The sequence below is a fragment of the Syntrophorhabdaceae bacterium genome, assembly GCA_028698615.1.
GTDB lineage: Bacteria > Desulfobacterota > Syntrophorhabdia > Syntrophorhabdales > Syntrophorhabdaceae > Delta-02.
On the sequence record JAQVWF010000033.1, the window covers coordinates 1 to 25731 of the forward strand.

Consider the following 25731-nt stretch of genomic DNA (forward strand, 5'->3'; position numbering starts at 1 on the left):
ACTCCGTATCATAATCCTGCGTACCATCTGGGGTACCTCCTTAATCATAGTCCCGAACTGTGATGGGTTCTTCGCTATGATGGTACCCCAGTTTTTTGTTCTGACACAAAGAATGATACATTACCCATCGGGATGTTCAGCTTTTCAACGGTTCAGCGTTATGTTATACTGATGTATCGCAAGTTGCCGGCGATGGTTTGCGTCGGATAGCGCAGTTCAAGGGGGAAAACTAATGAAGAAAGACGTGACAATATGTTTTCGGACCAACGAGGAGTTAAAGCAGACACTGGAAAAGATAGCAGAGGTGGAAAGACGGTCGCTTTCATCTATAATAGAAAACATTCTTCACTCGCAGGTCAAGGATAAGGTCGAGCTGAAGGGTTCCAGGAAAGAGCGCAGGCGCTACACCAGAAAGGGGGTCTCCCTGCCGGCCTTTATCTATAAACGCGAAGCGAAGGAATCAAGCCTGCAGACGGGCATTGTTATTGACGTCTCGCTGGGAGGATTACGGATCTCCATCCCCCACGACTATGAAGCGGTGAATGACGGCGAGTTCGACACGATCTTCACCGTTCCCAACGAAAAGACCCCCGTGAAGATGCGCTGCACCATCAAGAGAGTGGCCGAAGGCGGCGAAATGACGAAGGAGCTCGGTGCGGACTTCACGGACGGCGACTTCCCCAGCTACCAGAAGCTGCACAAATACCTGTCCTAGAGGCGTTCGGGCCAGTTTTGTGACTATTCTTTCGCATATCTTTTCAGATAGTTCAGATCTTCCTCCGTGAAGCCTTCCCAGGCGTAGGGAAAGAGAGCGTTATTCTGGTAGATGGCATCGTCGGCGATGGGGAACCTTGCCGCCTCCTTGTACGTCTCGAACATGGGGGTGTGTGGTATGGGCGTGTATTCGGCAATGTGGGGCGTCACTTCGAGGGCCTTGAGATAATCGATTCCTTCCTTTACCTCCTGCCAGGGTTGCCCGGGCAGGCCGGCCAGGATGTAGGCGGTGACGCCCTCCTTGCTGTAGCCGGCCCGTTTCAGGGCCGTCAGGGCTTTTTCGAAAACGGCGCGCGTCACCTTGCCCCCGGTGCCCGCCTGCACGGCGGGATTGACGGATTCAAGGCCGATGCGAACCTCCCGGAAGCCACAGCGGGCACAAAGGGCGGCCGTTTCATCGTCGATGAAGGCGGCATTGAGGGCGTTGGGGTTGTAAATATCTATCGCAAATGGCAATGAGGCGATCCTTTTCAGGAGGGGTTTAGCGTAGTCTTTGCTCCTGTAGAGGAGACTGTCGTCGTAGAACACGAAACGGTGAACGCCGCGTTCGTGCCAGTGCCGTATCTCCTCCACGACGGAGTCGACGCTGCGGCGCGTTATCCCGGGGTAGATGTAGGAGGTAGCGCAATAGGTGCAGTGAAATGCACAGCCCAAAGACGTCAGGAGCGGGACAAAAGGTATGCTGTCGCAGAGATCGAACGCGGGATATGGCAAGACATTGAGATCGTCCATGACCGGCTTGAAGGCGAGTACCTTTCCCGTCCGGTTTTCGATGAACCCATAGAAGAGGCCTAACGCACCCGAGGGGACGACGAGATCCGCGGCCCTGAAGTTCGCGACGGCCTGCTCATGGCAGAGCGTGGGGTATATGCCGCCGACAGCTATCCTGGAGCGGGGATGGATCCGGCGCGCGAGATCGACGACCTCCATGGTCCCCACGTACCAATAGGTCATGATGGATGTAATAAGTATGATGTCGGGCGATTCCATCCCTTCAAGGACGGCCGCGAGCTCTTCGGGCGGCATGCCGTACCTTCTGAGACTTTTTCTGACCCCCCTGAGCGCATCCGGCCTGGGCACCTTTTGCTTGCGATAAGGGGCGCGCCCGTCGGCCTTTCGTTTTTCTTCCCTGACGGACATGCAGTCGACGAGGTCCACGTGGAAACCATTCTGCCTGAGAATGCCCGCGATGTACAGGAGACCGAGAGGGCTCGACCAGAAGTTGTAGGCGGCAAAATCGTAGACGTAGGGGTTAATGGCGAGTGCCCGGGGTGTTTTCATGGCTCAGGCCCCGGCGGCCTTGCGGCTGCCCTTGCGGACCATGAAAAGAAGGGCAAAGAGAAGACCGAAAATGAACCCCCCGACATGCGCATACCAGGCAATCCCGTCTACGTTGGAGTAAAGGAACTGCATGAAGAACCAGACCGTTAGAAGCAGGATGGCGGGAATGTCGACTATCTTGATGAAGACCACTATTATGAGGAGGGTCTTTATGCGTGCGTGGGGATAAACGAGGAGATAGGCGCCAAGTATGCCTGAGACCGCCCCGCTGGCCCCTATCATGGGGATTTCCGAGGAGGGGTCGTAGAAGACCTGGAAAGCCGCCGCACATATTCCCGAGAGAAGATAAAAAAGCAGATACCCCGCGTGCCCCAGTCTGTCCTCGATGTTGTTCCCGAAGATCCACAGATAAAGCATGTTCCCTATGATATGAAGAAAACCCCCATGAAGGAACATGGAGGTGAAGATCGTCATCACATTGTACGGAAGAAGATCGTGTCTCGCGACGACGGAAGCGATGAATTCTCTGGGGACGAGACCGTAGTAAGTGTAAAGGGTTGCGCTTGCGGAAACATGGAGAAAGAGGTGCTGCCACACGAAAATAATGATATTTACAAAGATTAGACCCCCTGTTATAATGGGAAGGGTGCGGGTTGGGATATTGTCCTTTAGCGGTATCATTGAATTCTTTCTTATCACGCAAAAATAGCCATGTCAAAAAACGAAGCCCGGAGTGAGGTATGCCTGAATTAAGAAAAGATCCTATTATTGATAGATGGGTCATTATTTCCACGGAAAGGGGCAAGAGACCCGTATTTTTTGTGGAGGAAGCGCCGCCGACGAAGGTGGCCGTCTGTCCCCTGTGTCCGGGAAACGAAAACATGACTCCCCCCGAGGTTTACGTCGTCCGTCCGCCGGGTTCCGCTCCGGGGTCTTCCGACTGGTCCCTGAGGGTGGTTCCCAACAAGTTCCCGGCCCTCAGGATAGAAGGCACCCTCGACCGCGAAGGGTTCGGCATATACGACAAGATGAACGGTATCGGCGCCCATGAGGTTATCGTCGAGACGCCCAATCACGGGGAAACCCTTTCGGGCATGTCCGTGACCAGGGTTCAGGATGTATTCATAGCATATCGTGAACGGATACTGGACCTCATGAGAGACACGCGCTTCAAGTACATCATGGTCTTCAAGAACAACGGGTCCGTGGCCGGGGCATCCCTTGACCACGCCCATTCCCAGCTCATTGCCCTTCCCATCGTGCCAAGGCGGGTATCGGAGGAAATAGGCGGCGGGCTTACGTACTACAAGTACAAGGAACGATGCATCTTCTGCGACATCATAGCCCAGGAAAAAGAGGAAAATACACGTATTGTATATGAGAACACCCGCTACATAGCGATATCACCCTACGCCTCGCGCTTTCCCTTCGAGACATGGATCCTTCCGAAGCAGCACGGCGCAGTCTTTTCCGAGCACGACCCGGAGGACAATTACTACTCCCTGGCCGAGGCCCTTTCAACGATCCTGAGAAAGTACGTCAAGGTGCTCAACAACCCACCCTATAATTACATAGTCCATACGGCTCCGGCCGTGAATATCGACATGGAGCATTATCACTGGCATATCGAGATCATCCCACGCCTTACGAAAATGGCCGGCTTCGAATGGGGAACGGGATTCTACATCAATCCCACGCCACCCGAAGAAGCCACGACGTATCTGAGAGAAACAGAGATATGAGGGGGTAAAATGAAGATATTGATTGCTTCTCCCGAGATATTTCCCTTTGTGAAAACGGGGGGCCTTGCCGATGTCACCGGAGCCCTCCCGAAGGCCTTGAGAGACCTCGGGGTGGACGTCCGGGTCATCCTCCCCAAGCACAAGGGCATAGAGGAGCTTGGCTTTCCCATCCGGTACAGCAACCACCGGATATCCTGCCAGGTGTCGCAGTCTTTTGTCGACGCCGAGATAGTTGAGAGCGAATACGACGGCATAACGGCCTATCTCGTCGAAAAGGACGAATACTATTACCGTGATTACCTCTACAGCACGCCCGACGGCGATTACCTCGACAACGCCGAGCGCTTTATCTTTTTTGCCAAGAGCATCCTGGAAACCATCAAGGTGACGGGGTTCGTCCCCGATGTTCTCCATTGCAACGATTGGGAGACGGCCCTCGCGCCGGTCTTCTTGAAGACCGTCCACCAGAACGACCCCGAGCTCAGCCGCGTGGCGACCCTTATGACGATCCACAATCTCGGATACCAGGGGATATTCTGGCACTATGACATGCATCTTCTCAACGTCGGCTGGGAGTACTTTACGCCTGACTCCCTGGAATTCTTCGGCCACATAAATTTTCTCAAGGGCGGCATCGTCTTCGCAGACCTCTTGAGTACGGTGAGCAAGCAGTACAGCAGGGAGATCCAGACACCCGATTTCGGCTGCGGGCTCGACGGTGTCCTCACCACACGGCGGGAGGATCTCTACGGGATAGTCAACGGTATAGACTATGGGGACTGGAACCCCGAAACGGACAAGCACCTTCCCGGCCGCTACAGCGCAGAGAAGCGGGGGAACAAGGCGGCGTGCAAGAAGGCCCTTCAGCAGGCCTTCGATCTGCCCGTCAGCCCGAATATGCCGCTGGCGGCGACCATCTCCCGGCTTGCGGACCAGAAAGGGTTTGACCTCATCGCCGACTCCCTCGAAAAGATGAACGACCTCGGCATGCAATATGTCGTTCTGGGCACGGGCGAACGAAAATATCACGATCTCTTCACGGCACTGGCAAAGAAGTTTCCCGCATCCTTTTCGATAAGGATAGCCTATGACAACAAGCTGGCGCATCTCATGGAGGCAGGGGCTGACATGTTCCTCATGCCCTCCCGGTATGAACCCTGCGGACTGAATCAACTCTATAGCCTGAAATATGGCACCGTCCCTGTTGTCAGGGGCGTGGGCGGGCTCGAGGATACGATCATCGACCTGTCGAGTTTTCCCGAAACCGGAACGGGTTTCAAGTTCTATGAATATACGAAAGAGGCGATGTTGGACGCCATCGCCCGGGCACTGTCCCTGTACAAGGACAAGACGGCCTGGGCGAACCTTATCACCCGCTGTATGAAGGAAGACTTCTCCTGGGAAAAATCGGCCCGTGAATACGTTGAACTTTACAGAAAAGCAATGGCGAAGCATGAATCAAGCGGAACTGATCGGTAAGATCATTGAGATCTCGCACTCGAACCTCGAGCTGGCTGCGAGGATCAATGCGATCCTCAATATCATCTCGCAGGATCTCGGGTTCGACGAGGCCATAGTCTACACCTTCGACAAGGACAAGCGTCTTACCTGTCGATATGCGAACCAGAAAAGCACGCTTTTCGGAATATTGAGCCACTACCGGTGCCACATCGGAGAGGGCGTCGTCGGCAGCGTGGCGCAGAGGCGCTCCCCCCAGTACTTCACCTTCAAGGACATTTCGCCGAGATTCGGCTGCCTCTTCTATCCCGAACTGGACGATCATCTTGAAAAATTCAGGACCTTCTCCTTTCTTCCCCTGTCCGACGACAGCTACCTCTTCGGGGTCATCGTTCTGTGTTCACTTGGGCGCGATTCCCTCCAGGATCAGGAGAAGGTCCTCCTGTCCGTCATATCCCGCGAGCTTGGCGGTATATTGAGGGCTTTCGAACTCATCCTTTCATCGAAAAAGCGCATCAGCGAGCTGGCAATGTTGTCGGAGCTGGGTAAGGTCCTCACATCGAACGTGGGGCCCTACGAGCTTCTTAAGAACATTGCGCTCATCATTGCCAAGTCGCTCAGCGCCTCTTTTGTATCCGTCAAACTCGAATATCCCCTTCTCAAACTGGAGACGCAGCGCTTTACCTACGGCATAATCGATCCCGCCGCGAAGGATTACGTGGACCAGCTCGAAAAATCGGCCATCAAGCTCCTGCGCCCCGTCTCCCTGAGGAACGGCTCGCAGGAACAATTCGACAATCCCCCTGCGTTTTCCCTTTACTCGGCGCCAATTCTTTCCAAGAACCGGGTCCTCGGCACGATCACGCTTTGCGGCGAAAAATCGGACCAGCAGCACAGTATCGAGGAGAACGGTCAGTACATAATCAATACCATATCGAACTACATATCAAGCGGGCTTGAAAATACCCTCCTCAACACGCGGCTGAGAAACGTGGTACGCGAATTGACAGACGCCCAGAAAAGACTGATCGAACAGGAAAAGTTCCGCAGTCTTGGTGAAATGACAGCCAATATTGCCCACGAGATCAAGAACCCCCTTGTCATTATTGGCGGCTTCACCAAACGTTTGGCCAAAAAGATGCAGAACGACCACACGGAGAACCGTTATATCGACATCATTCTCAACGAGGTCTCACGCCTCGAGACGATCCTCAACGAAATACTCCATTATGTAAAAGAGAATCAGCCCTTCGAGGAATCCTGCAAGATCCAGGACTTCCTTGAAGATATTCTGTACATCCTGTCTTCCGACCCCTCGTGGGAATCGATCAAGATCGTCAGGGATTTCGACGTTGCCGTGGAGCCGGTTTCCTGCGACAGCCAGCAGATCAAACAGGTCTTCATCAATCTCCTGATGAATGCCTTCGAGGCCATGGGCGGCACCGGATCCATGTCAATGAAGATCCGGAAAGTGATGTATAACGAACAGCCCTTCGCCGCGGTGTCGATAACCGATACGGGAGGAGGCATCGACCCCGCCATCATCGACAACATATTCAACCCCTTCTTCACGACAAAAGAACGCGGCACCGGTCTTGGTCTTGCAATATCCAACAAGATCATCACGAACCACAAGGGACACATCGAGGTTGAGAACGTGGCTGGAAAGGGAGCGACATTCATCGTCTATCTCCCCATGAAAAATAACATGGTGCAAGAGGAGTTCGCATGAAAAAAGTGAGGGTGCTCGTCGTAGACGACGAGGAGAATATCAGGCTACTATTCAAAGAGGAACTCGAGGAGGAGGGCTATGAGGTGGAAGCCGCCTCCAACGGCATGGAGGCCCTGGAAAAACTGGAAAGCTCTCCCTTCGATGTCGTGGTCCTGGATATCAAAATGCCGGTGATGGATGGGATTCAGACGTTGAACGCCATAAAGAACAGGAACAAGGACCAGTCCGTCATCCTCTGCTCGGCATACGGGGAATTCAAACAGGACCTGTCGAGTTGGGTTTCGGACGGGTACGTTGTCAAGTCGGCGGACACGCGGGAGCTCAAAGAGACCATAAAGGGGATACTGAACCAGTGATTATCTCCGGCGAAAGCTCAGGGAGGCCGGATCCGTGCCGTTGCCATAAAACCCTTGATATGAGGGGTAATATGGACTATGATTATGGCTACCTGGGGGTGTAGCTCAGCGGGAGAGCACCTCGTTCGCAACGAGGGGGCCACGGGTTCAATCCCCGTCACCTCCACCATTCCACGAAATGTCGGTCTTTTCCAGGCATCACCGCCGCGGTCGGGGCCTTTTCCCATTACCAATAACCCCTCACCCAGAACCCCTCACCTCTCATGAGCCTCTTTACAAAGATACTCCTTTTCTTTGTCGCCCTCGTGGTCCTTCTTTCCGTTGTTACGACCTATTCGGGAATACGGTCCATCGAACATATCGCCGTCAACGAACTGGAGAAAGGGTTGACCTCCGACATCAACCTCTTTTCCTTTTCCGTGGACCGCGAGTTCCATCACATCGAGGCGCAGCTCAGGCTCCTTGCGATGCGGAGGGTCCTAAAGAGCGCCATTCAGCGACGAGACGTCGAAAAGATCCGTGAGATCTTCGCGGAGAGGCTCCACGGCGAGAACATCGATGTGCTTCATCTTGCGGACAACAGGAACAGGCCCATCGTTACACTGAGAAAACACCTCATCGATCATCCCGTCACGATACCCCTTCCCGGTTCGGGGGAGGCCGCCAGAGGTTTTACGTCTGTAGACATGGGAACGACGCAGCTCGCAGGCCTTTTCGTCTCTATACCCCTCGAGGACCAAAAGGTGGTCTTGAGCCAGATCGTCATCCTCGATAATGCCAATTCCCTCGTGAGGACCCTGAGCGATCTACTTTCCCGCAAGCGCGGCGAACCCGTATATGTTTCTCTTTTCAAAAACGACAAAAGGATGTTCAGCACCATCTTTTCCCTGACCGGCACGCACACCCAGGACCTTCCCGAAGAGATCGCCGATACCCTGTACGGGGAAGACACCAACTATATCGGCAAGACCAGCATCGGCAAAGCCAGCTATTACACCATTTATAAGCCCTCTCCCTACAATGCGGAGGGTTCGGACAGATGGTCCTACGGCATCGCCGTGAGCGAGAACATCTTCCTGCCCTTCAAGAAACACCTCCTGTTCATCTTTGTCATGATATCCGTTCTTGCAACGTCGGCGGTCATCGTTATAACCTTTGTGATCACCCGGGGCATCGATCCCTCCCTTCGAAGCATTCTCGATATCTGCGGAAAGATCGAAAATGGGGACACCCTTTCCCGCATCGACAAGGAGAAGGTGACGACGCGCGAGTTCGCTCTCATCGCGTCTTCCATCAACACGATGCTTGACTCCATCTCCGAGCGGGAAGAGACCATCGGCCAGAACATCGAAAAGATCAGGGCCATCAATGCCGAACTGGAGGAAAAGACAGAGGCGATCCGGCAGGATCGCATGCGGTTTCTGTCCATTCTGGAAACCATGGACGAGGGGGTCGTCGCCATAGACCATGAAGGTATCATTATATACTACAACAGGGCCGCCGCTGCGATCACGGGGACGGACTCCGCGACCGCACTGGGGGATACATACAAGAATCTCTTTCCCTCGCTCAATATCTCCGGGAATGATCATGCGGCCCTTCAGGAACTTGTCATCGGGAGGGAAGGCTCGGAGGAACCGCTCTATCTCAAGATCTTCGTTTCCCCCTGGTCCCTGGAGGACGCGCGCCAGGGGCGCATCCTGCTCCTTCAGGACATATCGAGGGAAAAGAAGATAGAGGAATTCAAGGCCGATTTCGTTTCTTCCATAAACCACGATATACGGTCCTTTCTCGTGCCCGTTTCGGGTTTTCTCGGCAGGATCCTTGAGGGAAAGTACGGCGCCCTCGAAGGCCCCCTTCGGGAGAAGCTTGTCGGCATCCTCGACAGCGTGTCGAAGATTCGCCATCTCGTCGAAAACTACCTCAACGTGTCCAAAATCGAATCGGGAAAGCTCGATCTCGTCATCCTCCCTGTCGACCTCGCCGAGATCATACGCGACGCCGTATCCCTGTACTCACCCAGGGTGACGATTGCCGGCGGCGGGCACCTCCACCCGCCCCTCGTCCTGGCCGACAGGGATTACATTGAGAGGGTCATCACGAATCTTCTCGTCAATGCCCTCAAGTTCTCGCCCGAAGATTCGGAGGTGACAATAGGCGTCCGCGTCGAGGACACCGCGCTTGTTACCTTTGTCGAGGACCGGGGCGTGGGCATACCCGCCCCGGAGTTCCCCTTCATCTTCGAGAAATACCGCCGCGGCAGTCTCGGACGAAAGGAGGAAGGCAGCGGGCTGGGCCTCTTCATCGTGAAATCCATTATCGAAGGCCACGGCGGTTCCATATGGGTCGAGAGCGTCCCCGGCAAGGGAAGCATCTTCTCGTTCTCTTTGCCCCTCTTTAGGGGCGAGATATGAGGGTTCAGAATTCGTAACATTTAAAGGTTTGACTTTTCTTCGCTTCACATTTATAATCACACGATGCGGAAAATTATAATCGTTCTAATGGTAATCGTTTTTGCTTCCTGCAGCTATATGCCCTGGGGTAAAAAGAAAGACGAGGATCCCTCCAAGACCACGAAGAAAACCGACTCGGCCACCCAGAAAAGATTGGCCCGCGAGGACGCGGAAGAGACCAGGGATCCCGAGATTGGCGATATAAAGGTGATTGACGGCGTGGAATACATCTACACTCGAAACAGGAAGTACATGCTGACACCTTACGAGCCGCCCTACGTGTGGGTCCGCAAGGACCAGTACGCTCCGGGTATCGGCGAGGCGCTTTCTTTCAGCGTCGGCGGCAAAGGCCCGAGCAAGAAAGAGCGTGACGATTTGGAAAAAAGGATAGCAAAGCTCGAGGAAGAGCTGAAAAAGAAGGGCATCAACCCGCAGATGGCCTACCCGACGCAGATGGGCTATATCCCCATAGGTATGGGATATATGCAGGGCCTCATATCCTTTGAGTATCCCTCCCCGAAGATGAAGCGGCGCATCATCGTGCTGCCCGTCACCGACAATACCAATTACAAGTCGGAAGGCCTGGGAGAATTGGCCACGAAACGCCTCATATCGCGGCTCGAGAGCACGGGAACGGTTATTTGCGTTGATCCCCACACGCTGAACATAAAGGGGTCTTACTTCGATACCGCCAACGCCAGGAAAATGAACGAGGATTTCGGCATTCAGGCCATCCTGAAAAGCACCCTTTCCGATGTCTATACGAGTTCGTCGAGGATAGAGGGCAAGGATGAGAAGGAAACGTCCTTCGCCATGTCTAAGCTGGCCATAGACATTTTCAACACGGAGACAGGCAAGACCATGAAGCAGCTTTCCGGCAGAAACCCCATTTCCCTGTCGCGAGAGAAGGGGGACCTGAGCACGGAAAAGGCAAAGATCAAGGCGATCGACCTTGCCATAGAGATGATTGCGGAAGACGTGTTAAAGACCGTCCTCTCCGTCGATTGGCATTCGCGCATCGCCTCTGTCGACGGAGCAAAGGTTTACATCAATGCAGGCAGGCTTTCCGGTCTTGAAAAGGGGAAGGTCCTCGAAGTCTTTGGCCCCGGCGAAGAGATCGTCGATCCCAGGACCAAGCAACCCCTGGGCAGAAAGAAAGGCGCCTTCAAGGGCGAACTGGAGGTGTCGGAGCTTTTCGGTGTCGATGCAAGCTGGGCCAAGGTTAACAAGGGCGGCAGCTTCTCCTCCAGCGATCTCGTCTATGTGAAGTGACACGGGTTATAATAGGTAATGGCTTAGAAACGCCGGGCATTCGCCCGGCGTTTTGTTATCCCGGCGGGGTTCTTTTCGAGGGAAGGTCGACGGTTATGCACGTTCCCTTGCCGCTTGACCCGGTGATCTCAAGCTTACCGCCGATGAAAGAGGCGCGTTCACGCATTCCCAGAATACCCAGCGAATTCCTGTCGGCCAGCTGCTGATTGGAGACCCCTCGACCGTTATCCCGGACCATCAAATGAGTATTGTCGGCTTGGCTTTGCAGCGAGACCTCCAGCCTCGTCGCTTTAGAGTGGCGCATCACGTTGGTCAGGGCCTCCTGGAATATCCTGTAGAGAGCTATGGTGGTGTCCTTATCAATATCCATCACTTGACTGTTCATGGCAAAGCTGGTAACTATGCCTGTCTGGTCGCGGAATTCCTTGAGAGCGTGGTCGATGGCGGCGGCAAGGCCGAAGTCATCAAGGACGACGGGCCTCAGTCCCGAGGAGACCCTCTGAACGGTTCTTGTCGCTTGCTTGACGAGTGTAAGCGCCGAGGCAACCTTGCCGAGGAGCTCTTTTTCGTGGGTGGGTATCTTTTTGTTGAGCCAGCGGAGATCCATGTTTATGACTGCGAGGATCTGGCCCAGGACGTCATGAAGCTCCCGGGCGATGGCGGCGCGCTCGTTCTCTCGCACCTCTTCGATGTGGGCGGAGAGAATGCGCATCTCTTCGTAGGAAGACCGGAGCCTCTCTTCGGCCATACTGTGGTCTGTTATGTCGCGAATGGATTCAATGGCCCCGACCCTGTTGCCGCGCTCATCGAGAAGGGCGGCGGCCGTCCCCCACAGGCAGGCTCCCTTGCCTCCGTGAAGGGCCTCCGTGAATGCCTCCGCGTAGATCGTGTTGCCGCTTCTCTTCATATATATATACTTGGAAGCATCGTTCTCATCGATATCACCGACCATGTCTATGAGGAGCTTCCTTCGCCGCCCGTAGAAGGGGATTGCGTAGGCATTGTTCGCTTTCCCGATCATGTCCTCCTTGCTTACCCCGCTCATCTCCTCCATGGCACGGTTCCAAGCGATCACCGTCCCCTCCGCGTCGATGACGAAGGTTGCGTCGGGGAGGAACTCGATAATGTCCGAGAGCCTGCGCTCCGATTCCTTCAGGACCTGTTCGATCTTTAGGCGCCCCGTGATGTCCCTTCCGACGGACAGCAGGAGTCTCCCCTGCCCCGTGTCAATAAGCTTGGCGGAGAAAAGGAGCCTTCTGACATCACCGTCCGCTCTTTTCGAGTCAATTTCGATGTCATCGAGGAATTCGGACTCGTGCAGTCTCTGGATGACAGCCTTCCGATCCTCGTCATCGATCCAAAGACCGAGCTCGACGGTGCTTCGTCCCAGGAGTTCTTCCCGCGAGTAAAGGGACCACGCCACGAACGCGCGATTGACATCGAGGATAAGACCGGTGTCGGGATCGGTCACGGCCATTGGGTCAGGAGCTAAAGCAAAGAAGGAATGATAGAGATCCTGTCCTTTGCCACCTGCCGGGTAACCCTCTTTTGTGTTCGAGGGGATCTTCATGCGGCCTCCGTCCTTAAGGAATCTGCTCCCGTTCATGGACCACGATAACGTCCAGAAACCCGGCGCTTCACTGGATTATCGCATCAAATCTGCACAAGGTTTAGCAAAATCACTTCACGAGGGGCAGGACGGCCTTGAACTCGTCGGTGCCGGCCTGAACCAGGATCTCGTAGATGACCATTTCGGTTGAGCTGATAACGGCGCCGGCGTCCCGCATCCTTTGGAGGGCAATGGACCTGTTCTCGGTCGACCTCGACGAAACAGCATCTGCAACGACATGGACGCTCCAGTCGGGCATGGCGGCAATGGCGGTTTGTGCGACGCATATATGGGATTCTGCTCCGACGAGGAGAAGGGTCTTCCGGCCGGTTGTCTCCACTTCATTGCGGAATTCAGCGTTTAGGAAGCAATTGAAATGGACCTTCTCCACCGCGGTGAAGCCATCCACCAGGGAACTCACCTCCGGCACCGTCGGCCCCAGCTTTTGCTGCTGTGTGAACACGGCGGGAATGCCGCATATGCCACAGAACCGCACCAACCTGACCGTGTTTGCGACAACCTTCTCCTTATCATGCATCGCCGCCATTAATTTGTCCTGCACGTCGATGACTACAAGGATGCAATCCTTCCGGTCAACGAGACCCTGGTAAGACATGATCAGTACCTCCCGGCGCAAAAGATAAGAGTTCAAGACTCCCCGCCCAAGGCGATAGTATAAACCAGGTGGGGGAGTCCGGTAAAGGATGTTTCGGGCTTCGGGGCCAAAGGGTGTGTCTTGTCGGGAGATCCGGCATATTACAGTCTGTCTGGTTTCCAAAACATTCCCCACCTGGTCCACGAGGGCGCCCCGCCCGAAAACCTTCCCGTCCGGTCCTTCGGTGAGGATGAGCCCCGCGGTGCCGTGGTGTTCCACGAAGGCCTCCGGACAAAGCAGCAGCAGGCCATCCGCCGCGTCGACCTCCCCGCAGCGCCAGGATTCCCGGTCCCCGACCCATTTGGGCATTGACACATGTGCCTTCACAAGTTTACACTTCTGTTATGTGAGGTTTACAGAGTGAGGGGAAAGATGAAGAAGTCGGGCGAGGCGGTCCGGGCTTTTATCATGAGGAATGTGGAAGATCGGTCGAAGGGCCTCGTTGCCAGGGCGACGGGGCAATTCGGCATCAGCCGGCAGGCTGTCCATAAGCACCTGAGGCTTCTCGTCGACGCAAAGGTGCTTTCCCGGGCCGGCCATGGGGGATACGAGCTTTGTACCCTGGAGGACCACAAGAAGATATTAGCCGTCACCGATGGGGCCCCGGAGGATATCGTATGGCGGACGGAGATACGGGACATGATGGGCGACCTCCCGGAGAACGCACTCGATATCTGGTGTTACGGATTCACACAGATGTTCAACAACGTCGTTGCCCATTCGGAAAGCGAAAGCGCCTTCGTGCAGGTCAAGAAGACAGCCTTTTCGACGAAAATGATACTGTGGGACCGGGGAGTGGGCATTTTTGACAACATCAGGTCGCACATGAACCTTCTCGATGAGCGCCATGCTGTCCTGGAGTTGACAAAGGGGAAACTTACGACGGACCCGGCCGCCCATTCCGGCCAGGGCATCTTTTTTACCACCCGCGCGTTCGATACGTTCAGCATCCTGTCGGGTGGTGTATTTCTCTCGCATGCGTGCGGCGAAACTGACGATTGGACCCTCGAAACTCAGCAGGAGGGGTCGGGCACCTTGATAACGATGACGCTCAGAAACGACACGTCGCGATGCATAAAAGACATTTACGACACTTTTCCGTCAGATAAGGCCTCCGGTTTTTCCACCACTGTCGTTCCTGCGCATCTGGCACAATGTGGAACAGAAAAACTTGTCTCCCGGTCAGAGGCAAAACGGCTTCTGGAAAGGACGGATTGCTTCGAGACGGTGCTCGTCGACTTCGGCGGGGTCGAATCGATCGGAGAGGCTTTTGCCGACGAGATCTTCCGCGTCTTTGCCAAGGACCATCCCGAAGTGGAGATTCGGGAGGTCAGAGCGCGCAGGGAAGTGCAGGATGTCATCGAAGGGGTGAGAAAAGTCAATCTCTCGCCCCTTCGTCGCTAGAGTTCCTCGCATGAACTCACGGAGAATGCATGGAGGAAAAGAGAAGGAATACCCCGGAACCCTCGATTACTGTGACGAATGTGAAGTATTAAACGAAAAGCAACGGCAACCCCTTTGAATAGGTTCTATAAACCCTATTAAAAGAACATTGAGTCTTTGTTTGTTCTTTTGCGCCCGCTTAAAGCGCGACGCAAATACCAGCTGATCCAAGCGGTCGGCAGTTCTCCCTCGCTCCCTCAAGCGATGCTGAAAGGCATTCATTTCCTCCTAGGTAAGTTTCACCACGTGGACTTCGGCTTCTTCCGAGGAGGCGTAGGGGCCAAAGAGGAGCCTGTCGGGGGCTCCCTGAACGCGGACATAGTAGGATGTGCCGGGGCCGAGGCGGTTCTGGACGGCCCAGGCGGTGAATTCGTCGTCGCCGAGCTGGATCTTAAGGCCCTTCTGGGCGTATTCCAGCGTGGCACGCTCCGGTACGCCGTTTGCGGGGCCGACGCCGTGAAAATCTATCTCGCCACCATGGACGCCGAACATGGCTCCCTGCCACTCGAGGGAAGAGGATGGCCCGGCCTCGAGCCATAATCCGATTCCGGGAAGGCCGTGGGCGTTGAGGAGATACTCCTTATCAATCTTCTTCAGAGGCATATTCGCGAAGGAAACGGCCTTTACTCCCAATGAAGGGCTCGAAAGAGGTATGATCTCGGCGGCGTTGAGAAGCGTCGGCGCGTCGAAGTCTGTCGGAACATCCCCGATGGGAGCGAATATGATGGGAAACCCCTGGCCCCTGGCGGCAAAGACCTTCATGGCGAGAAGCGAGAGCCCGAAAGCGACAGAAGGCGTCTTGACGTCGGCGGCGCTCCCGACGATGATCCAGAGGGCGACATCCGCTTTGATGACCTCTTCCGCTGCCGCCTGCCAGGCCATGTGCTTGAGGTCGTCCACCCAGAAATGCCCGTCGGCCGCAAGGCCGTACTGCTTCATGGACGCCATCAGCTTCCCGATCTTCTCCTCATCCTTAACAAGCGCTGTAATCCAGACCTTCTTCATGCCATCCTCCGGTTTGTGTCAGATGCATACTCTATTTGACAGCCCCTACATACTATCAAAGCTGTCGACGATAGAAAAGAAAAAAGGATTTTCTCTTCCCTGAAACTCTGAAACAATGGAACCGTGTAACCGTCCTATTTCCAAACAGCCATGGAGCAGCGGGTGCAGATCTCGCGGAAGGAGCGCTCGATGACGGTCACGTGGCGCTCCGAGAGCCAAATGTTCTTCAATGCGGCCGTCTTGAAGTCGCCAAAGGCGTAATCGAAGTGATAATCGTTGCAGCACAGTATCGCCTTGCCGAGGGCGTTGACGTGGAGCCAGCCGAAATGACGGCCGTCGATGCCGGGGAAAGTGTTGTTGCACGCTGTGACCGCCGATCTGCCGGCGCTCATGCGGCTGATCTCATCGCGGTTGGATAGGGCGCCCGCCTCATGGAGCAGCCCGGCCCGGTCAGAAAGACTGAGGCAGGTGCGGACCGTAGCAGCGGGGAACAGCTGCCGCGCAAGGTCCGCCTGGATCCGCGCGTCATCGGCGTTTGACCCGTTCACCTGGATCGAGACACTTCGGAGCTGTTCTGAGGCGTATGAGATGTTCTTCATTGTCCGATTGAAGGTGCGGCGCATCGTCGCCAGGCTGGAGCCGTTCCCGGCAATGGTGTTCTCGATCCATTTGTCCCGCTCAAAGGCGCTGATGTTGAGGCACACCTGCCCGCCGACAACGTCGTCGTAATCCCCGATGAGGCGCACCTTGTCCTTGGAGAGGGCAATGCCGTTGCTGAGAACCAGGGTCCTGAGCCGGTGTTTACGCAAGACCTCAAACATCTCGGCCAGGTGCCTGTAGAGAAGGATCTCGTTGTAATGGGCGGTGTATATGAAATTGAAGCCGGGGCTCACGATCCCCTCTTTGTCCCTCTCTTCACAGAGGTTTGCTATGATCTTCTCAAAGAGGGCTATGGGCATGTGCTTGCGTGCCTCGACGGGCTGCGGGTGATAGCGGACCGGGCAGTACCAGCACCTGGCGTTGCAGTAGGAAAAGGGGTCGATCTCGGCGGTGCCTATGCCTCCCGCGGCCAGCCTCGACCGTATCCAGTCCGGGCCGGCGGGGGCAGCCCCGTGATCGGGCTCCATCACCGTGCGCGCCTTGAAGTCGACGCCGGCGTATCGCTCGTAATCTTCGAGGGAGCGCGCCGAGCCAAGGCCGTAGCGTCCCAGGTCGGCCACCTCTTTCGTCCCCATGAGGAGGCTTCGCATCCGGGCCTTCGCGGTTGCCGACCTTCCTCCCCAGTCGCCGTGGTCATCCCAGTGCTTGCGGTCCCTCTTCCTTGTATAATAATGGAAGACGATGGGCTGGTGGCAGTGGTAGAGGTCGTACCCGTGGGTGTAGGCCCTGACCGCATAGGAGATCTCTTCCCCCTCAAAATAGAGGTCGGGATCGATGAGAACCTCCCTGTAGAGGTCGCCGATGCCGAAGATGAAGGCGGCGGAGATGGAAAAACCCGGGCTGAAACGCGCAGGCGGGGGTCCTTCGACGACGGACGCCTTCAGGGCGAGGGCGCCATCCTGGTTGAACCGGCCCAGCCTGTATGTGAAGTACACCCGGGGCAGGTTGGCGTCGTCGTCGGGATCATAGGAGGGCATGAGATTGCTGATGACTACTCTCCTGTTCCCTCTTTGCTGGAGCTGCCTCAAGCCGTCGACACAGATTGTGTCCCAGTGGGGCACGAACCGCATATGACTGTCAATCTGCAGGACGAAGTCCTCGCCCGCATAAAGCTTCTGCGCCTCGTGGCGAGCCCAGCAGGCACCCCTCGATTTCCTGTAATCGGTCTCTATTACCCTGCAGCGGGGGTCGTAGACCTGCTCGAAGAACTCGTGATTGTCGTGTTGCCAGTGGATGCCGAAGACAAGCCTTTCAGGATGGGCGGCCTTGACCATGCAATCCCGGATCGTCCTGTCCAGCTCGTTGTCCCGGTAGCTGGCAATGCTGATGAATATGCTTTCCATCTACCCCAGTACAAGCACGGATACCTGGCTCGGTGCCAGGCTCACGCCTGGTGCGTTCATGGACAGGCCGTTGTGCCCCGTCATGCTCGTCATCCTTTGTGCCGGCGTGCCGCCCTTGAAGACGGTAAAGCTCCCGAGAATGAATTCCGTCGGGCCCATGACGAGGCCCGATGCGACACCCATGTTCACCCCGGGGTTGTCGCCCATGCTTATGGTGCCCATGGACATCTGGTTGAGGGCGGGCATTCCGTCACAGAGCACGGTGAGCGCTGCCGTTGCAGGGTTTGTCGTCGCCCCCGTTGAAATGTTGGGATAGGGAATGGGTATGGGCCCCACCGGCGTCGGTGTCAGGCAGACGTCGGGAAACCCCATGTTCATCCCGCCACCCATTGTATTTTGAAACATGATTCCTCCTTTTCAGGCCAGATGGATCTGCTCGGCGTCTATCTTAACGTGGCCTTCGGCTATGTGCATGGTGTTCTTCGTATGCATCGTCAGGGTGCCGTCGACGATCATCCGCGTAGAGGCCGACTGGATTTCCTCGTGCTCTTCCACGTAGCGGTATGACGATGTGAATCTCTGCACGGCCCGGCGTATGATGGAATCCATTGTGTCGGCAACGACCTTTATCTTCTCGATGTTGTTCTCGACGAGCCTGCCGAAGAAAGAGGCTTTTTCGATGGTGACCCTGGCTTCGCCGGCGGTGAGTTCGAAGTCCTTCGAGGCGAGAGCAAGGGAATCTTCGCTGGCGAGAGACATTCTGCCGCCGTGCACCATGATGCTGAGGTCGCCGTCGAAAGCCAGCTCGGTGCCCTTTTGTGCCCCTTGGGGTCTTTCGAGGATCGACAGGACATAGGATGCACCCGATCCATCGAGGGAAAAGAGAACAATATCCCCGACCTCAGGGGTGACGAGGCAGCTCACCGCGACCGACGCCTCGACGATTCCACTATCCGACGTGACGATGAATCCCCCCTCGCAGGGCGCCGCTACCATGCCATACTCCAGAACCGGCTGAAGAAACTCTGTTCTCGTTGCTGTCAGTTCCATGTTAGACCTCCCGTCGTTTCTTGCCTTAGAATAAGACCTATAGGAAATAAGGCCCGCGCCATTTCCCTAGCCCACATTCACACTATCTAATCCATCTCATGACTTCTACCTCTCCTATAGGTCCTATATACCATCATCCTTTTGTTCTCACCCTTCGGCCTCCGCCAGATCCGGGTCGGTTTCCAGGGCCGAGCTTCTTGACGAGCTGTCCCAGACAGTGTGTTCCTCTATCGCCCGGTGCATCTTGGCGCGGTTCATCGTTGCCGAGGTGAAATCCGCCGCCGTCAGGTCGGCGTGGGAGAAATCTGTATATGCGGCAAGGACATTAACGAACTTCGCGCCCCGGCAGACTGTTTTGTTGAAAAGGGCCTGTTCGCAGTTCGATCCGCTGAGATCGGCAACGGTGAGGTTTGCTTCCTCGAAACAGGACTGGACGAAATAGGCCTGTTTCAAAGTGGCGCCGGAGAGGTTCGTCCCCATGAAGACGCTGCGAGCCCCGTTGACACCATCCAGAACGGCCCCGGTCATGTCTGCGTTCATGAAATTGGACATGGTAATATCGGCGCCGGTGAAGTTGCAGCCCTTCAGGTTCGCTCCCCCGGCCTGGGCCATGGTAAACGTCGCCCCGGTGAAGTCCTGGCCGGAAAGGGCGCAGTCCCGGAGAAATGTCTTGTGTATCTTTGCCCCTTTCAGAGTAGCCCCGGTGAGGTCCGCCTCATAAAAGACGGTCTTGAAAAGGTCGGCTCCTGTCAGATCCGCACCCTTGAGGGATGCCTTATAGAGAATCGTCCGGGCCAGGCTTGCGCCGGGAAGCTTCGCGTTGTCGAGCTTCGCGTTGTCCATGACGGCCCGGGTGAGGTTTGCCCCGGTAAGATCGGCCCCGGTAAGATCGGCCCCGGTAAGGACGGCCTTTTCCAGGTTGGCCCGGGCAAGGATGACTCCGCCGAGGGTCATGCCCATCCAGAGCACTCCCGCGAGGTTGGACCCTTCCATGGTTGCCCCGGTGAAATCGCACCCCTTGAATCCGGTACGCACGATCTTTGCCCCCCTGAAATCGGCGCGCGCAAAGATGACCGTCTCGAAGCGCGCCCCCGAAAGGTCCGCTCCGGAAAGATCGATCCCCGAAAGATCGACGTTCTCGATGGTCTCATCGTGTTTTATGGCCTCAATAAGCTCATCCCGTGTCATGTCCGGCTCCCGAGCGTTGTCATTTCTTTTCCTTTGGAAGCTCCGGCAGCAGGTCCGCCCGCTTATGGAGCTTCGTCATCTTCAAATTGGCGCCATCGAGCCTTGTGTCCCCCACGCCGGTGCGATAGAACTCAGCCCCATAAAGGTTTGCCCGGCCAAGGTCTGTCCTCACGAGCTTCGATTTCCTCAGAGAACCCTGAAAGAGGTTGATCTCCCTGAGGTCGGAGTCACTCATGTCGGACTTCGTCAGCCTGGCCTGTTTCGCCACAACCCCGGAAAAGTTCGTTCCCCTGAGGTCGCACTCCTGCAAAAGGGCCCGTTCGATGGTGGAGCCCCGAAAGTCGCTGCCCGAAAAGTCGGATTTCATCCAGCTCGCCCTGTCGGCCTTTGTGCTGGTGAAATCGCTTCCCGTCATCACCGAGCCCTGCAATATCCTGGAATTGTGCATATCAGCCCCCGAGAAATTAAGATTCTGGCCCTTTGCCTCCAGGAAATTCGCCTCACGCACCGTGCTCTTAGAGAAATTGACCCCGTCAATCTTCGTTTTCAGAAAGACCGCTTTTGTGAGATCCGCCCCGGAAAAATCTGCCCCGGAGATATCCGCGGAAAGAAGGTATATCTGTGAAGCCGACGCATGAGCAGCGCGGATATTCTTCATGACCGCCTTTTCCAGGAGCGTCTTGACTATGGTTGCCCCCGTAAGATCCGCCCCCGTGAGATCCGCCTCTGACATCACAGCCTTGGTCAAGTCGGCGCCGGAAAGAGATGCCCCGGGTAACTTTGTTTTTTGAAAAATGCCTTTGACCATCGTTGCACCCCTGAGGGAGGCCCTTGAGAGGTCCGCCTCGCCGGCGATCGCCCTCGAAAGGTCCGCGCCGTCGAGGATTGCGCCGGCGAGGTTCGTTTTCTGAAGGTTTGCCTGCTTAAGATCCGCCCCCGTCAGATCGAGGCCGGAGAGATCCACCCCCGCCATGTTCTTTCCCGCCAGGGAGAGACCCTTTCCGTGACGCTCCACCACGTCCTCCCTGGTAAGCGCCTTCAGTGGCGCAGGGTCATCGGGGTCGATGCCGACCTTTGCGAGAAGCTTTCTTGCCCAGTCGGGAGGGCCCGCCTCTATCTTTGCCTTGCCTGCGGCAAGGCGCGCCTTTCCCTCCTCAAAGCGGTTTGCGGAATCTGAAAGTATCTTCTGGCTCATCTTCTCTATCTCGGAGAGCTTTTTGTCGACCTCTCCGTTCATGATGCCCTGGCTGGTGAGCTGCTGGCGCAGTCCGGCAAATTTCTGCGCGTATTTACCCGTTGCCGCCGTGAAGGGATTCGCACCTTTCGGTGTTAAGGCTGCGGGGTTCTTCATGACCGCGTCGAGACTGACACCTTGTTTGGCAAGCTCTTTCCCGATAAGACTCATGCCCTCTTTCTTCTTGGAGGCCAGGGTGTCGAGACCCGGCTGTATCCTCGCGGTGATCCCGTCCTTCACTTTCTTTATGAGTGCTTCAACATCAATGTTGGGGATAAGTGCAGCCACGGCCCCAGGCTCGGAGACATCCACATCTTTCGGCTTTGTTTCGGGTGCGGGAGCGACGCCGGGCCTCAGAGCATCGGCAATCCACTGCCATATGTCCACCCCGCCCTTCTTTGCCTCAAAAAGGTTCTTGCCTCGGGGCAGTTCTATGTGTTGTGCCTCGGGGCAGAGCTTTCTCCATTCCGATATATCCGTTGCCGCACGCCCCGATGTATCGGGATAGGAAACGACAAGGAATTGCGGTGCTGTTTGGAGTGCGCCGCCGGTGTCTTTGTCGAGCTTGGCGGAGGGGTCCTTCATGGCGACGACGGCGCAAAAATCACCCAATTCCTGGTGGAGGAGGATCGCCTCCAACTCGTCGGCGACTCTCACGAAGGGTTTCTTCTCGCCCGAGCCGAGCGCCATGACGAAATCTTCAGAACCTTCGACGGGAACGTCCTTGCCCCCATCGAGAGTTGCCCCGGGCAGGTCTTTCGGGACGGGGAACGCCCCGGTGTTGTCAAGAACGGGCCGCAAGGCTATTCGCTGCAGTTTTGCCCCCTCAAAACGAGGAATGACGAGGCCTGCAGGGACGATGAGGGCTTCGGGGTCGTCAGCTTTCTTGTCCGGGGGCTTGAGTCCCCAGGTGCTCCTGTCGAGGCGAACCTCCTCCCTGTTTATGCCGATCCACGACCTTTTCAGCGTGTACGGTCTCAAGCCGAGCCCGCGAAAGGCAGACATTATTTCCGGGTCCTGCGTCAGGCGATCGCGGCACTCCTCGATAAAGCGCATGCCCTGTTCCTGCCAGGGATCACCGGGTTTTCCCCCGTAGGCTGCGAAAAGGCTGTCTATGTCGACGCCGGATTCCTCCATTTTGGAAAGCTCCAATGGGGTGAGGGACTTCTTGAACTGCTCTTTCATCTTCCCCAGGTATTCGGCCTTTTCCTTTTTAAAGGCCTCGATCTTGCCCGGTATTGCCGCGAGCTTCCTGGCGGACTTGTCGAGCTGGCTTGCTGCCTTTGTGAATCCGCTGGTATCCATCTTCATCATGTGGCCGTACTCGGCCTTCACGGCGAGTATCTTCTTTTCGCCTGCAAGGAGGAGCTTTCTTTGTTTTTCGATGAGCGCAACGGACTGGAGCGCCACCTCGGCGGGTGTCTTGACGGATTTAGGAGCATGGCCGAGGTTCCTGGCAATGGCGTCATTGATCTCAAGGGGAAGGTCCTTGAGCTTGTCCGCCACCTGGGTCAGCTTCTCTTTCATCTCCTCCATCTGTGCCGCAAGATCAACGGTCACGGCACGGTCGATGCGCCTCTTGAACTCTTCGTAGTATTTCTCTATGGTGCCCGGCTCCCGGGCCATCGCCTCACTGACGATATAGAGGTGGGGCACGTCGAGGGCTTCGTCGTCCTTGACCTCAGCGGTACCCCGCGAAACGGCTATCCCCCGCTCCGCGTGCGGGAAAAGCCAGACCGTGTCGACATGGGTGAGGACCTCTTTGAAAACCGTCTCGCCTGCCGGTTTGTTCACATCGGTGAGCTGGTTTACGAAGAAGCGATGTCTTATCCCTGGCAGACGGGACTCGATGACGGGTTTCTTCGGGTGCATGCCGGAGATAAAAAAAGACTCGTTCCCCTCGAAGAAATTCTCCGTCTGCTGATCTTCCGGCGCGGCATTGAAGTACGTCCAGTTCATGTCATCAGGATAGAATGGCCAGCTTTCCTGGAACCACTTGTTGTCATAGGTGCCGAGTTTTTTCGCCCGCTGGGGCCAGGAGAAATCCAGAGGGCCGAAGCCTGCCGGATCAGGACGGTCGGAAGGCGATCCGATGAGATGGCGAGGATCCTCAATGTTGGGAAGGGGGTGTATCTTTGCCCCCGAAGATGAAACTAGAGGAGATATTCCCCTGCCTGTGGGGTTCCTTTCGAATCCGGAGCCCCCGAAGGCCCTGTCGTATGTCACAGGCATCTCGGTGAAAGGCTCGGGGTCGCTTATCGCGAACCCCATACCCGCCGCCTTTTTCCAGTAGCGGTTGCCGAACACGTAGAGGGTCTTTTCCACTGAGCCGACCCTCACGGTCACTCTGGAGGCGCCGCGGGGCCTGCCGTCGGGAGAAAAGCACCTTCCCCGGACGAGGAACTCTCCTTTCGGTTTCGGCATTGCCATATCAAGGATTGCGTCCTTGCCGAGCTCTCCCTGGACGAAAGGCCACATCTCCTGTTCCTTCAGGGGGTTGGCCGGGTCCTTGAGGTCGAAGTAGGTCATGACCGTCACGGCAAGATAATACTTGTTGTTCAGGCCGAAATAGTTGAGCAGAAGACAGTGTTCGAACTCCTTGACGACTTTCATATATCAGTCCTGAAGAAGCATCGGCGCGCCCTTTATAGCCAGTCCGCCGCTCTTAATGGTTGTTCCCGCCGTTTCCAGATGACTTCCCGCATTGTCGATGTTAATGCCGCTCTCTTTCGTTTGGATCCCCGCGGCGGTTATATGGTCCCCCAGGCTCTCGAGTTTTGCTCCCGCCTGGTCAAGGTCGATCAGCAAAGCCTCGATAGCCTGGTTATGCACCCTGAGGTCACTCGCTATCGTTTGCATCCTTTGCCCTTTGGCCCTCACGGCCCTGTTGTATACCCTTGTCTTGTTGACGGTGGCCTCCGTATCCTCCCCAACAGCCTCAGCGACCTGGTCCACGATCCTTGTCTGCTCGCCCTCGAACCTTTGTCTGCTGAGGCGGGAAACCGTCCTGTTCACATAGACCTTGAAGTTTTCGGCAGTTACATCCATATGTCCATTGCGGAATTTGAGCCGATCGGGTACCTGGATCTCCCAGAGTCCGCCCAGGACGCAGTCAGTCAGAAGTCCCCCGGTGAACCATCCGCGCAGGCCGGTAACGACGCTGAAGAGTTCGCCGAGAATGACCTCGTTCTTGCCGCCCACAAAGACATCGAGCCATCCGTCCGTTGACTCCTTGATCCCGGTACCTCCCTTGATAAAGCTGTGCCCTTCGTATTCCTCCGACACGGTCGGGTCGTTGGGTGCCCCTATCCTGACGAAGCTCTTCTGGGTCGGGGAGTGCATGAGGATGCGCTCGCTTCCCGCCTGGTCCTCAATGTGTATCTTATTCCCTCCCGCCGTGGTTATGGCGGACATGGTCTGGTTGTTGACGTTCACCGGGCTTTGCGTCTCCGGATTCGGCACCGCCGCGGCTATGATCGGCCTGTCCGGGTCCCCGTCGATGAAGGTAAGCAATACCTCCGTGTCCTTATGCAGCGGGAAGTGCATCCCGTGGTTACTCCCCGCATAGGGCTGTGCCATCCGTATGTAGGCGGAGGCCTTGCCGTTCTTCCTCCCCGATATGTCGAAGGGGAGAATGACCCGGTACCTGCCCTGGGAGTCAAGCTCCGCATACTGCCCCGACCCCGCCGCATCGATCTTCGCCGTCAATGTCCCCGATATGCGGGGCTTTACCGCCGTATGTTCCGGCCTGAACTGGACGTTCGAGGGTATGGAAGAGAAGCTGTTCCGGTAGAAGACCCCCCGGTCCTCCGTCCCCGTCGTGATCCCCGATATGAGGTACCCCGTCTGGTTCCCCTCGTGACCCACCTCGGTGACGAGGTAGGACTGGTTGAAGCTCCCCCGGTAGTGGTCCTTCAGGGTGAAGGTGTACCCCGGCATCATGTAGGGCACGGACCCGTCCCCGTGGAAGACCTCCTTCCTGCACAGGAGCCCCTCGGCCATTATCTTCGCCAGCCGCGTCGCCTCCTCGGGTGTCCTCGCATGGTCCCCGTAAGAGTAGACCTGCCCCCGTCCCTTCGCATCGACATCGGCGCTCCCCGAGACATCGAGGGAGGGCTTCCTGTAGTTGTAGTCCTTGAGAAGGACGCTCGCCGGCGTGAGGTTCATCCTGCAGTGGAAGGAACTGACTATCTCCCTCTCATGGGAGGCCTCAAGCCCCGAAGGAGGGGAGTATGTAATGGTATCCCCCTGAGTAAGGGGTGTATGGGATATCTGGGTGTCGGTGAAGACCACCTTCTCACCCGCGTCTGACTGCTCGAAGAAGTAGTAGATCCCCTCCCTCTGCGCCCATCTCGACACGAAGTTCAAATGACTCTCCCCGTACTGGCAGACATACTCCAGGGAATCGTAGGAGCCCTGAAGCCTCATCTCGAAGTCCGCACCCGTCAGCCCCCCGTCCTTCAAACATGCCTCGAT

19 protein-coding genes and 1 tRNA gene are annotated in these 25731 nt (G+C 56.2%); 9 read left to right on the forward strand and 11 right to left on the reverse strand.

The annotated features are described in order from the left end of the window. Nucleotides 1-232 precede the first annotated feature (232 nt). Nucleotides 233-715 (forward strand): PilZ domain-containing protein, encoded by a 483-nt coding sequence (locus PHC90_10720; protein ID MDD3846818.1) that lies wholly within the window; start codon nucleotides 233-235, stop codon nucleotides 713-715. A 23-nt stretch (nucleotides 716-738) separates the two neighbouring features. On the opposite strand, the gene PHC90_10725 is transcribed toward PHC90_10720, so the two are convergent. Further along, nucleotides 739-2055, reverse strand: a complete 1317-nt coding sequence (locus tag PHC90_10725; GenBank protein MDD3846819.1) for a radical SAM protein — start codon at nucleotides 2053-2055, stop codon at nucleotides 739-741. Between the two features lie 3 nt (nucleotides 2056-2058). Continuing rightward, a complete protein-coding gene (locus tag PHC90_10730; protein ID MDD3846820.1) occupies nucleotides 2059-2736 on the reverse strand; it encodes a rhomboid family intramembrane serine protease in 678 nt (225 codons plus the stop codon). Between the two features lie 59 nt (nucleotides 2737-2795). Here PHC90_10730 and galT point away from each other — a divergent pair, with 59 nt between their 5' ends. From galT to PHC90_10765, 7 genes are all read left to right on the forward strand, one after another. After that, a complete protein-coding gene (gene galT, locus PHC90_10735; protein MDD3846821.1) occupies nucleotides 2796-3797 on the forward strand; it encodes a galactose-1-phosphate uridylyltransferase in 1002 nt (333 codons plus the stop codon). A gap of 9 nt (nucleotides 3798-3806) precedes the next feature. Further along, a complete protein-coding gene (gene glgA / locus PHC90_10740) occupies nucleotides 3807-5276 on the forward strand; it encodes a glycogen synthase GlgA (GenBank protein MDD3846822.1) in 1470 nt (489 codons plus the stop codon). Continuing rightward, on the forward strand, nucleotides 5251-6987 hold the full coding sequence (locus tag PHC90_10745; protein MDD3846823.1) for an ATP-binding protein: 1737 nt from the start codon (nucleotides 5251-5253) through the stop codon (nucleotides 6985-6987). Before glgA ends, PHC90_10745 begins: the two co-directional genes overlap by 26 nt. After that, nucleotides 6984-7343 (forward strand): response regulator, encoded by a 360-nt coding sequence (locus PHC90_10750; protein MDD3846824.1) that lies wholly within the window; start codon nucleotides 6984-6986, stop codon nucleotides 7341-7343. The genes PHC90_10745 and PHC90_10750 overlap by 4 nt, the downstream gene beginning before the upstream one ends. Before the next feature lie 94 nt (nucleotides 7344-7437). Next, nucleotides 7438-7512: transfer RNA gene (locus tag PHC90_10755), tRNA-Ala, on the forward strand. Nucleotides 7513-7606: 94 nt separating this feature from the next. Then, a complete protein-coding gene (locus PHC90_10760; protein MDD3846825.1) occupies nucleotides 7607-9757 on the forward strand; it encodes an ATP-binding protein in 2151 nt (716 codons plus the stop codon). A gap of 87 nt (nucleotides 9758-9844) precedes the next feature. Continuing rightward, on the forward strand, nucleotides 9845-11068 hold the full coding sequence (locus PHC90_10765) for a hypothetical protein (protein MDD3846826.1): 1224 nt from the start codon (nucleotides 9845-9847) through the stop codon (nucleotides 11066-11068). 55 nt (nucleotides 11069-11123) lie between these two features. Here PHC90_10765 and PHC90_10770 read toward each other — a convergent pair whose 3' ends face one another. Both PHC90_10770 and PHC90_10775 read right to left on the reverse strand, forming a co-directional pair. Continuing rightward, the gene (locus PHC90_10770; GenBank protein ID MDD3846827.1) at nucleotides 11124-12638 is read right to left on the reverse strand and encodes a PAS domain S-box protein; all 1515 of its coding nucleotides are present in this window, start codon (nucleotides 12636-12638) and stop codon (nucleotides 11124-11126) included. A gap of 109 nt (nucleotides 12639-12747) precedes the next feature. Then, nucleotides 12748-13641 carry an isochorismatase family protein gene (locus PHC90_10775; protein MDD3846828.1) on the reverse strand — a complete coding sequence of 298 codons (894 nt, stop codon included), beginning with the start codon at nucleotides 13639-13641 and terminating at the stop codon, nucleotides 12748-12750. Between the two features lie 63 nt (nucleotides 13642-13704). Between PHC90_10775 and PHC90_10780 the strand changes: the two genes are divergently transcribed. Then, nucleotides 13705-14736 (forward strand): STAS-like domain-containing protein, encoded by a 1032-nt coding sequence (locus PHC90_10780; GenBank protein ID MDD3846829.1) that lies wholly within the window; start codon nucleotides 13705-13707, stop codon nucleotides 14734-14736. 267 nt (nucleotides 14737-15003) lie between these two features. On the opposite strand, the gene PHC90_10785 is transcribed toward PHC90_10780, so the two are convergent. From PHC90_10785 to tssI, 7 genes are all read right to left on the reverse strand, one after another. Then, nucleotides 15004-15780 (reverse strand): hypothetical protein, encoded by a 777-nt coding sequence (locus tag PHC90_10785; GenBank protein MDD3846830.1) that lies wholly within the window; start codon nucleotides 15778-15780, stop codon nucleotides 15004-15006. A 134-nt stretch (nucleotides 15781-15914) separates the two neighbouring features. Beyond that, entirely contained in the window at nucleotides 15915-17783 is a 1869-nt protein-coding gene (locus PHC90_10790) for a GlcNAc-transferase family protein (GenBank protein ID MDD3846831.1), read from the reverse strand. Next, nucleotides 17784-18188: a DUF4150 domain-containing protein gene (locus PHC90_10795; GenBank protein ID MDD3846832.1), complete on the reverse strand. Its 405-nt coding sequence runs from the start codon at nucleotides 18186-18188 to the stop codon at nucleotides 17784-17786. 12 nt (nucleotides 18189-18200) lie between these two features. Continuing rightward, nucleotides 18201-18833, reverse strand: coding sequence for a DUF3540 domain-containing protein (locus PHC90_10800; protein ID MDD3846833.1), 633 nt, complete (start codon nucleotides 18831-18833; stop codon nucleotides 18201-18203). 147 nt (nucleotides 18834-18980) lie between these two features. Next, a complete protein-coding gene (locus tag PHC90_10805) occupies nucleotides 18981-20021 on the reverse strand; it encodes a pentapeptide repeat-containing protein (GenBank protein ID MDD3846834.1) in 1041 nt (346 codons plus the stop codon). 19 nt (nucleotides 20022-20040) lie between these two features. Beyond that, a complete protein-coding gene (locus PHC90_10810) occupies nucleotides 20041-23868 on the reverse strand; it encodes a DUF2169 domain-containing protein (protein MDD3846835.1) in 3828 nt (1275 codons plus the stop codon). A 3-nt stretch (nucleotides 23869-23871) separates the two neighbouring features. Next, nucleotides 23872-25731, reverse strand: a 1860-nt coding sequence (tssI, locus tag PHC90_10815; protein MDD3846836.1) for a type VI secretion system tip protein TssI/VgrG, incomplete at its 5' end; no start/stop codon positions are given.

Coding starts and splice junctions, on each gene's coding strand:
- PHC90_10720 (MDD3846818.1), top strand. CDS start 233: ATGAAGAAAGACGTGACAATATGTTTTCGGACCAACGAGGAGTTAAAG.
- PHC90_10725 (MDD3846819.1), bottom strand. CDS start 2,055: ATGAAAACACCCCGGGCACTCGCCATTAACCCCTACGTCTACGATTTT.
- PHC90_10730 (MDD3846820.1), bottom strand. CDS start 2,736: ATGATACCGCTAAAGGACAATATCCCAACCCGCACCCTTCCCATTATA.
- galT (MDD3846821.1), top strand. CDS start 2,796: ATGCCTGAATTAAGAAAAGATCCTATTATTGATAGATGGGTCATTATT.
- glgA (MDD3846822.1), top strand. CDS start 3,807: ATGAAGATATTGATTGCTTCTCCCGAGATATTTCCCTTTGTGAAAACG.
- PHC90_10745 (MDD3846823.1), top strand. CDS start 5,251: ATGAATCAAGCGGAACTGATCGGTAAGATCATTGAGATCTCGCACTCG.
- PHC90_10750 (MDD3846824.1), top strand. CDS start 6,984: ATGAAAAAAGTGAGGGTGCTCGTCGTAGACGACGAGGAGAATATCAGG.
- PHC90_10760 (MDD3846825.1), top strand. CDS start 7,607: ATGAGCCTCTTTACAAAGATACTCCTTTTCTTTGTCGCCCTCGTGGTC.
- PHC90_10765 (MDD3846826.1), top strand. CDS start 9,845: ATGGTAATCGTTTTTGCTTCCTGCAGCTATATGCCCTGGGGTAAAAAG.
- PHC90_10770 (MDD3846827.1), bottom strand. CDS start 12,638: ATGAAGATCCCCTCGAACACAAAAGAGGGTTACCCGGCAGGTGGCAAA.
- PHC90_10775 (MDD3846828.1), bottom strand. CDS start 13,641: ATGCCCAAATGGGTCGGGGACCGGGAATCCTGGCGCTGCGGGGAGGTC.
- PHC90_10780 (MDD3846829.1), top strand. CDS start 13,705: ATGAAGAAGTCGGGCGAGGCGGTCCGGGCTTTTATCATGAGGAATGTG.
- PHC90_10785 (MDD3846830.1), bottom strand. CDS start 15,780: ATGAAGAAGGTCTGGATTACAGCGCTTGTTAAGGATGAGGAGAAGATC.
- PHC90_10790 (MDD3846831.1), bottom strand. CDS start 17,783: ATGGAAAGCATATTCATCAGCATTGCCAGCTACCGGGACAACGAGCTG.
- PHC90_10795 (MDD3846832.1), bottom strand. CDS start 18,188: ATGTTTCAAAATACAATGGGTGGCGGGATGAACATGGGGTTTCCCGAC.
- PHC90_10800 (MDD3846833.1), bottom strand. CDS start 18,833: ATGGAACTGACAGCAACGAGAACAGAGTTTCTTCAGCCGGTTCTGGAG.
- PHC90_10805 (MDD3846834.1), bottom strand. CDS start 20,021: ATGACACGGGATGAGCTTATTGAGGCCATAAAACACGATGAGACCATC.
- PHC90_10810 (MDD3846835.1), bottom strand. CDS start 23,868: ATGAAAGTCGTCAAGGAGTTCGAACACTGTCTTCTGCTCAACTATTTC.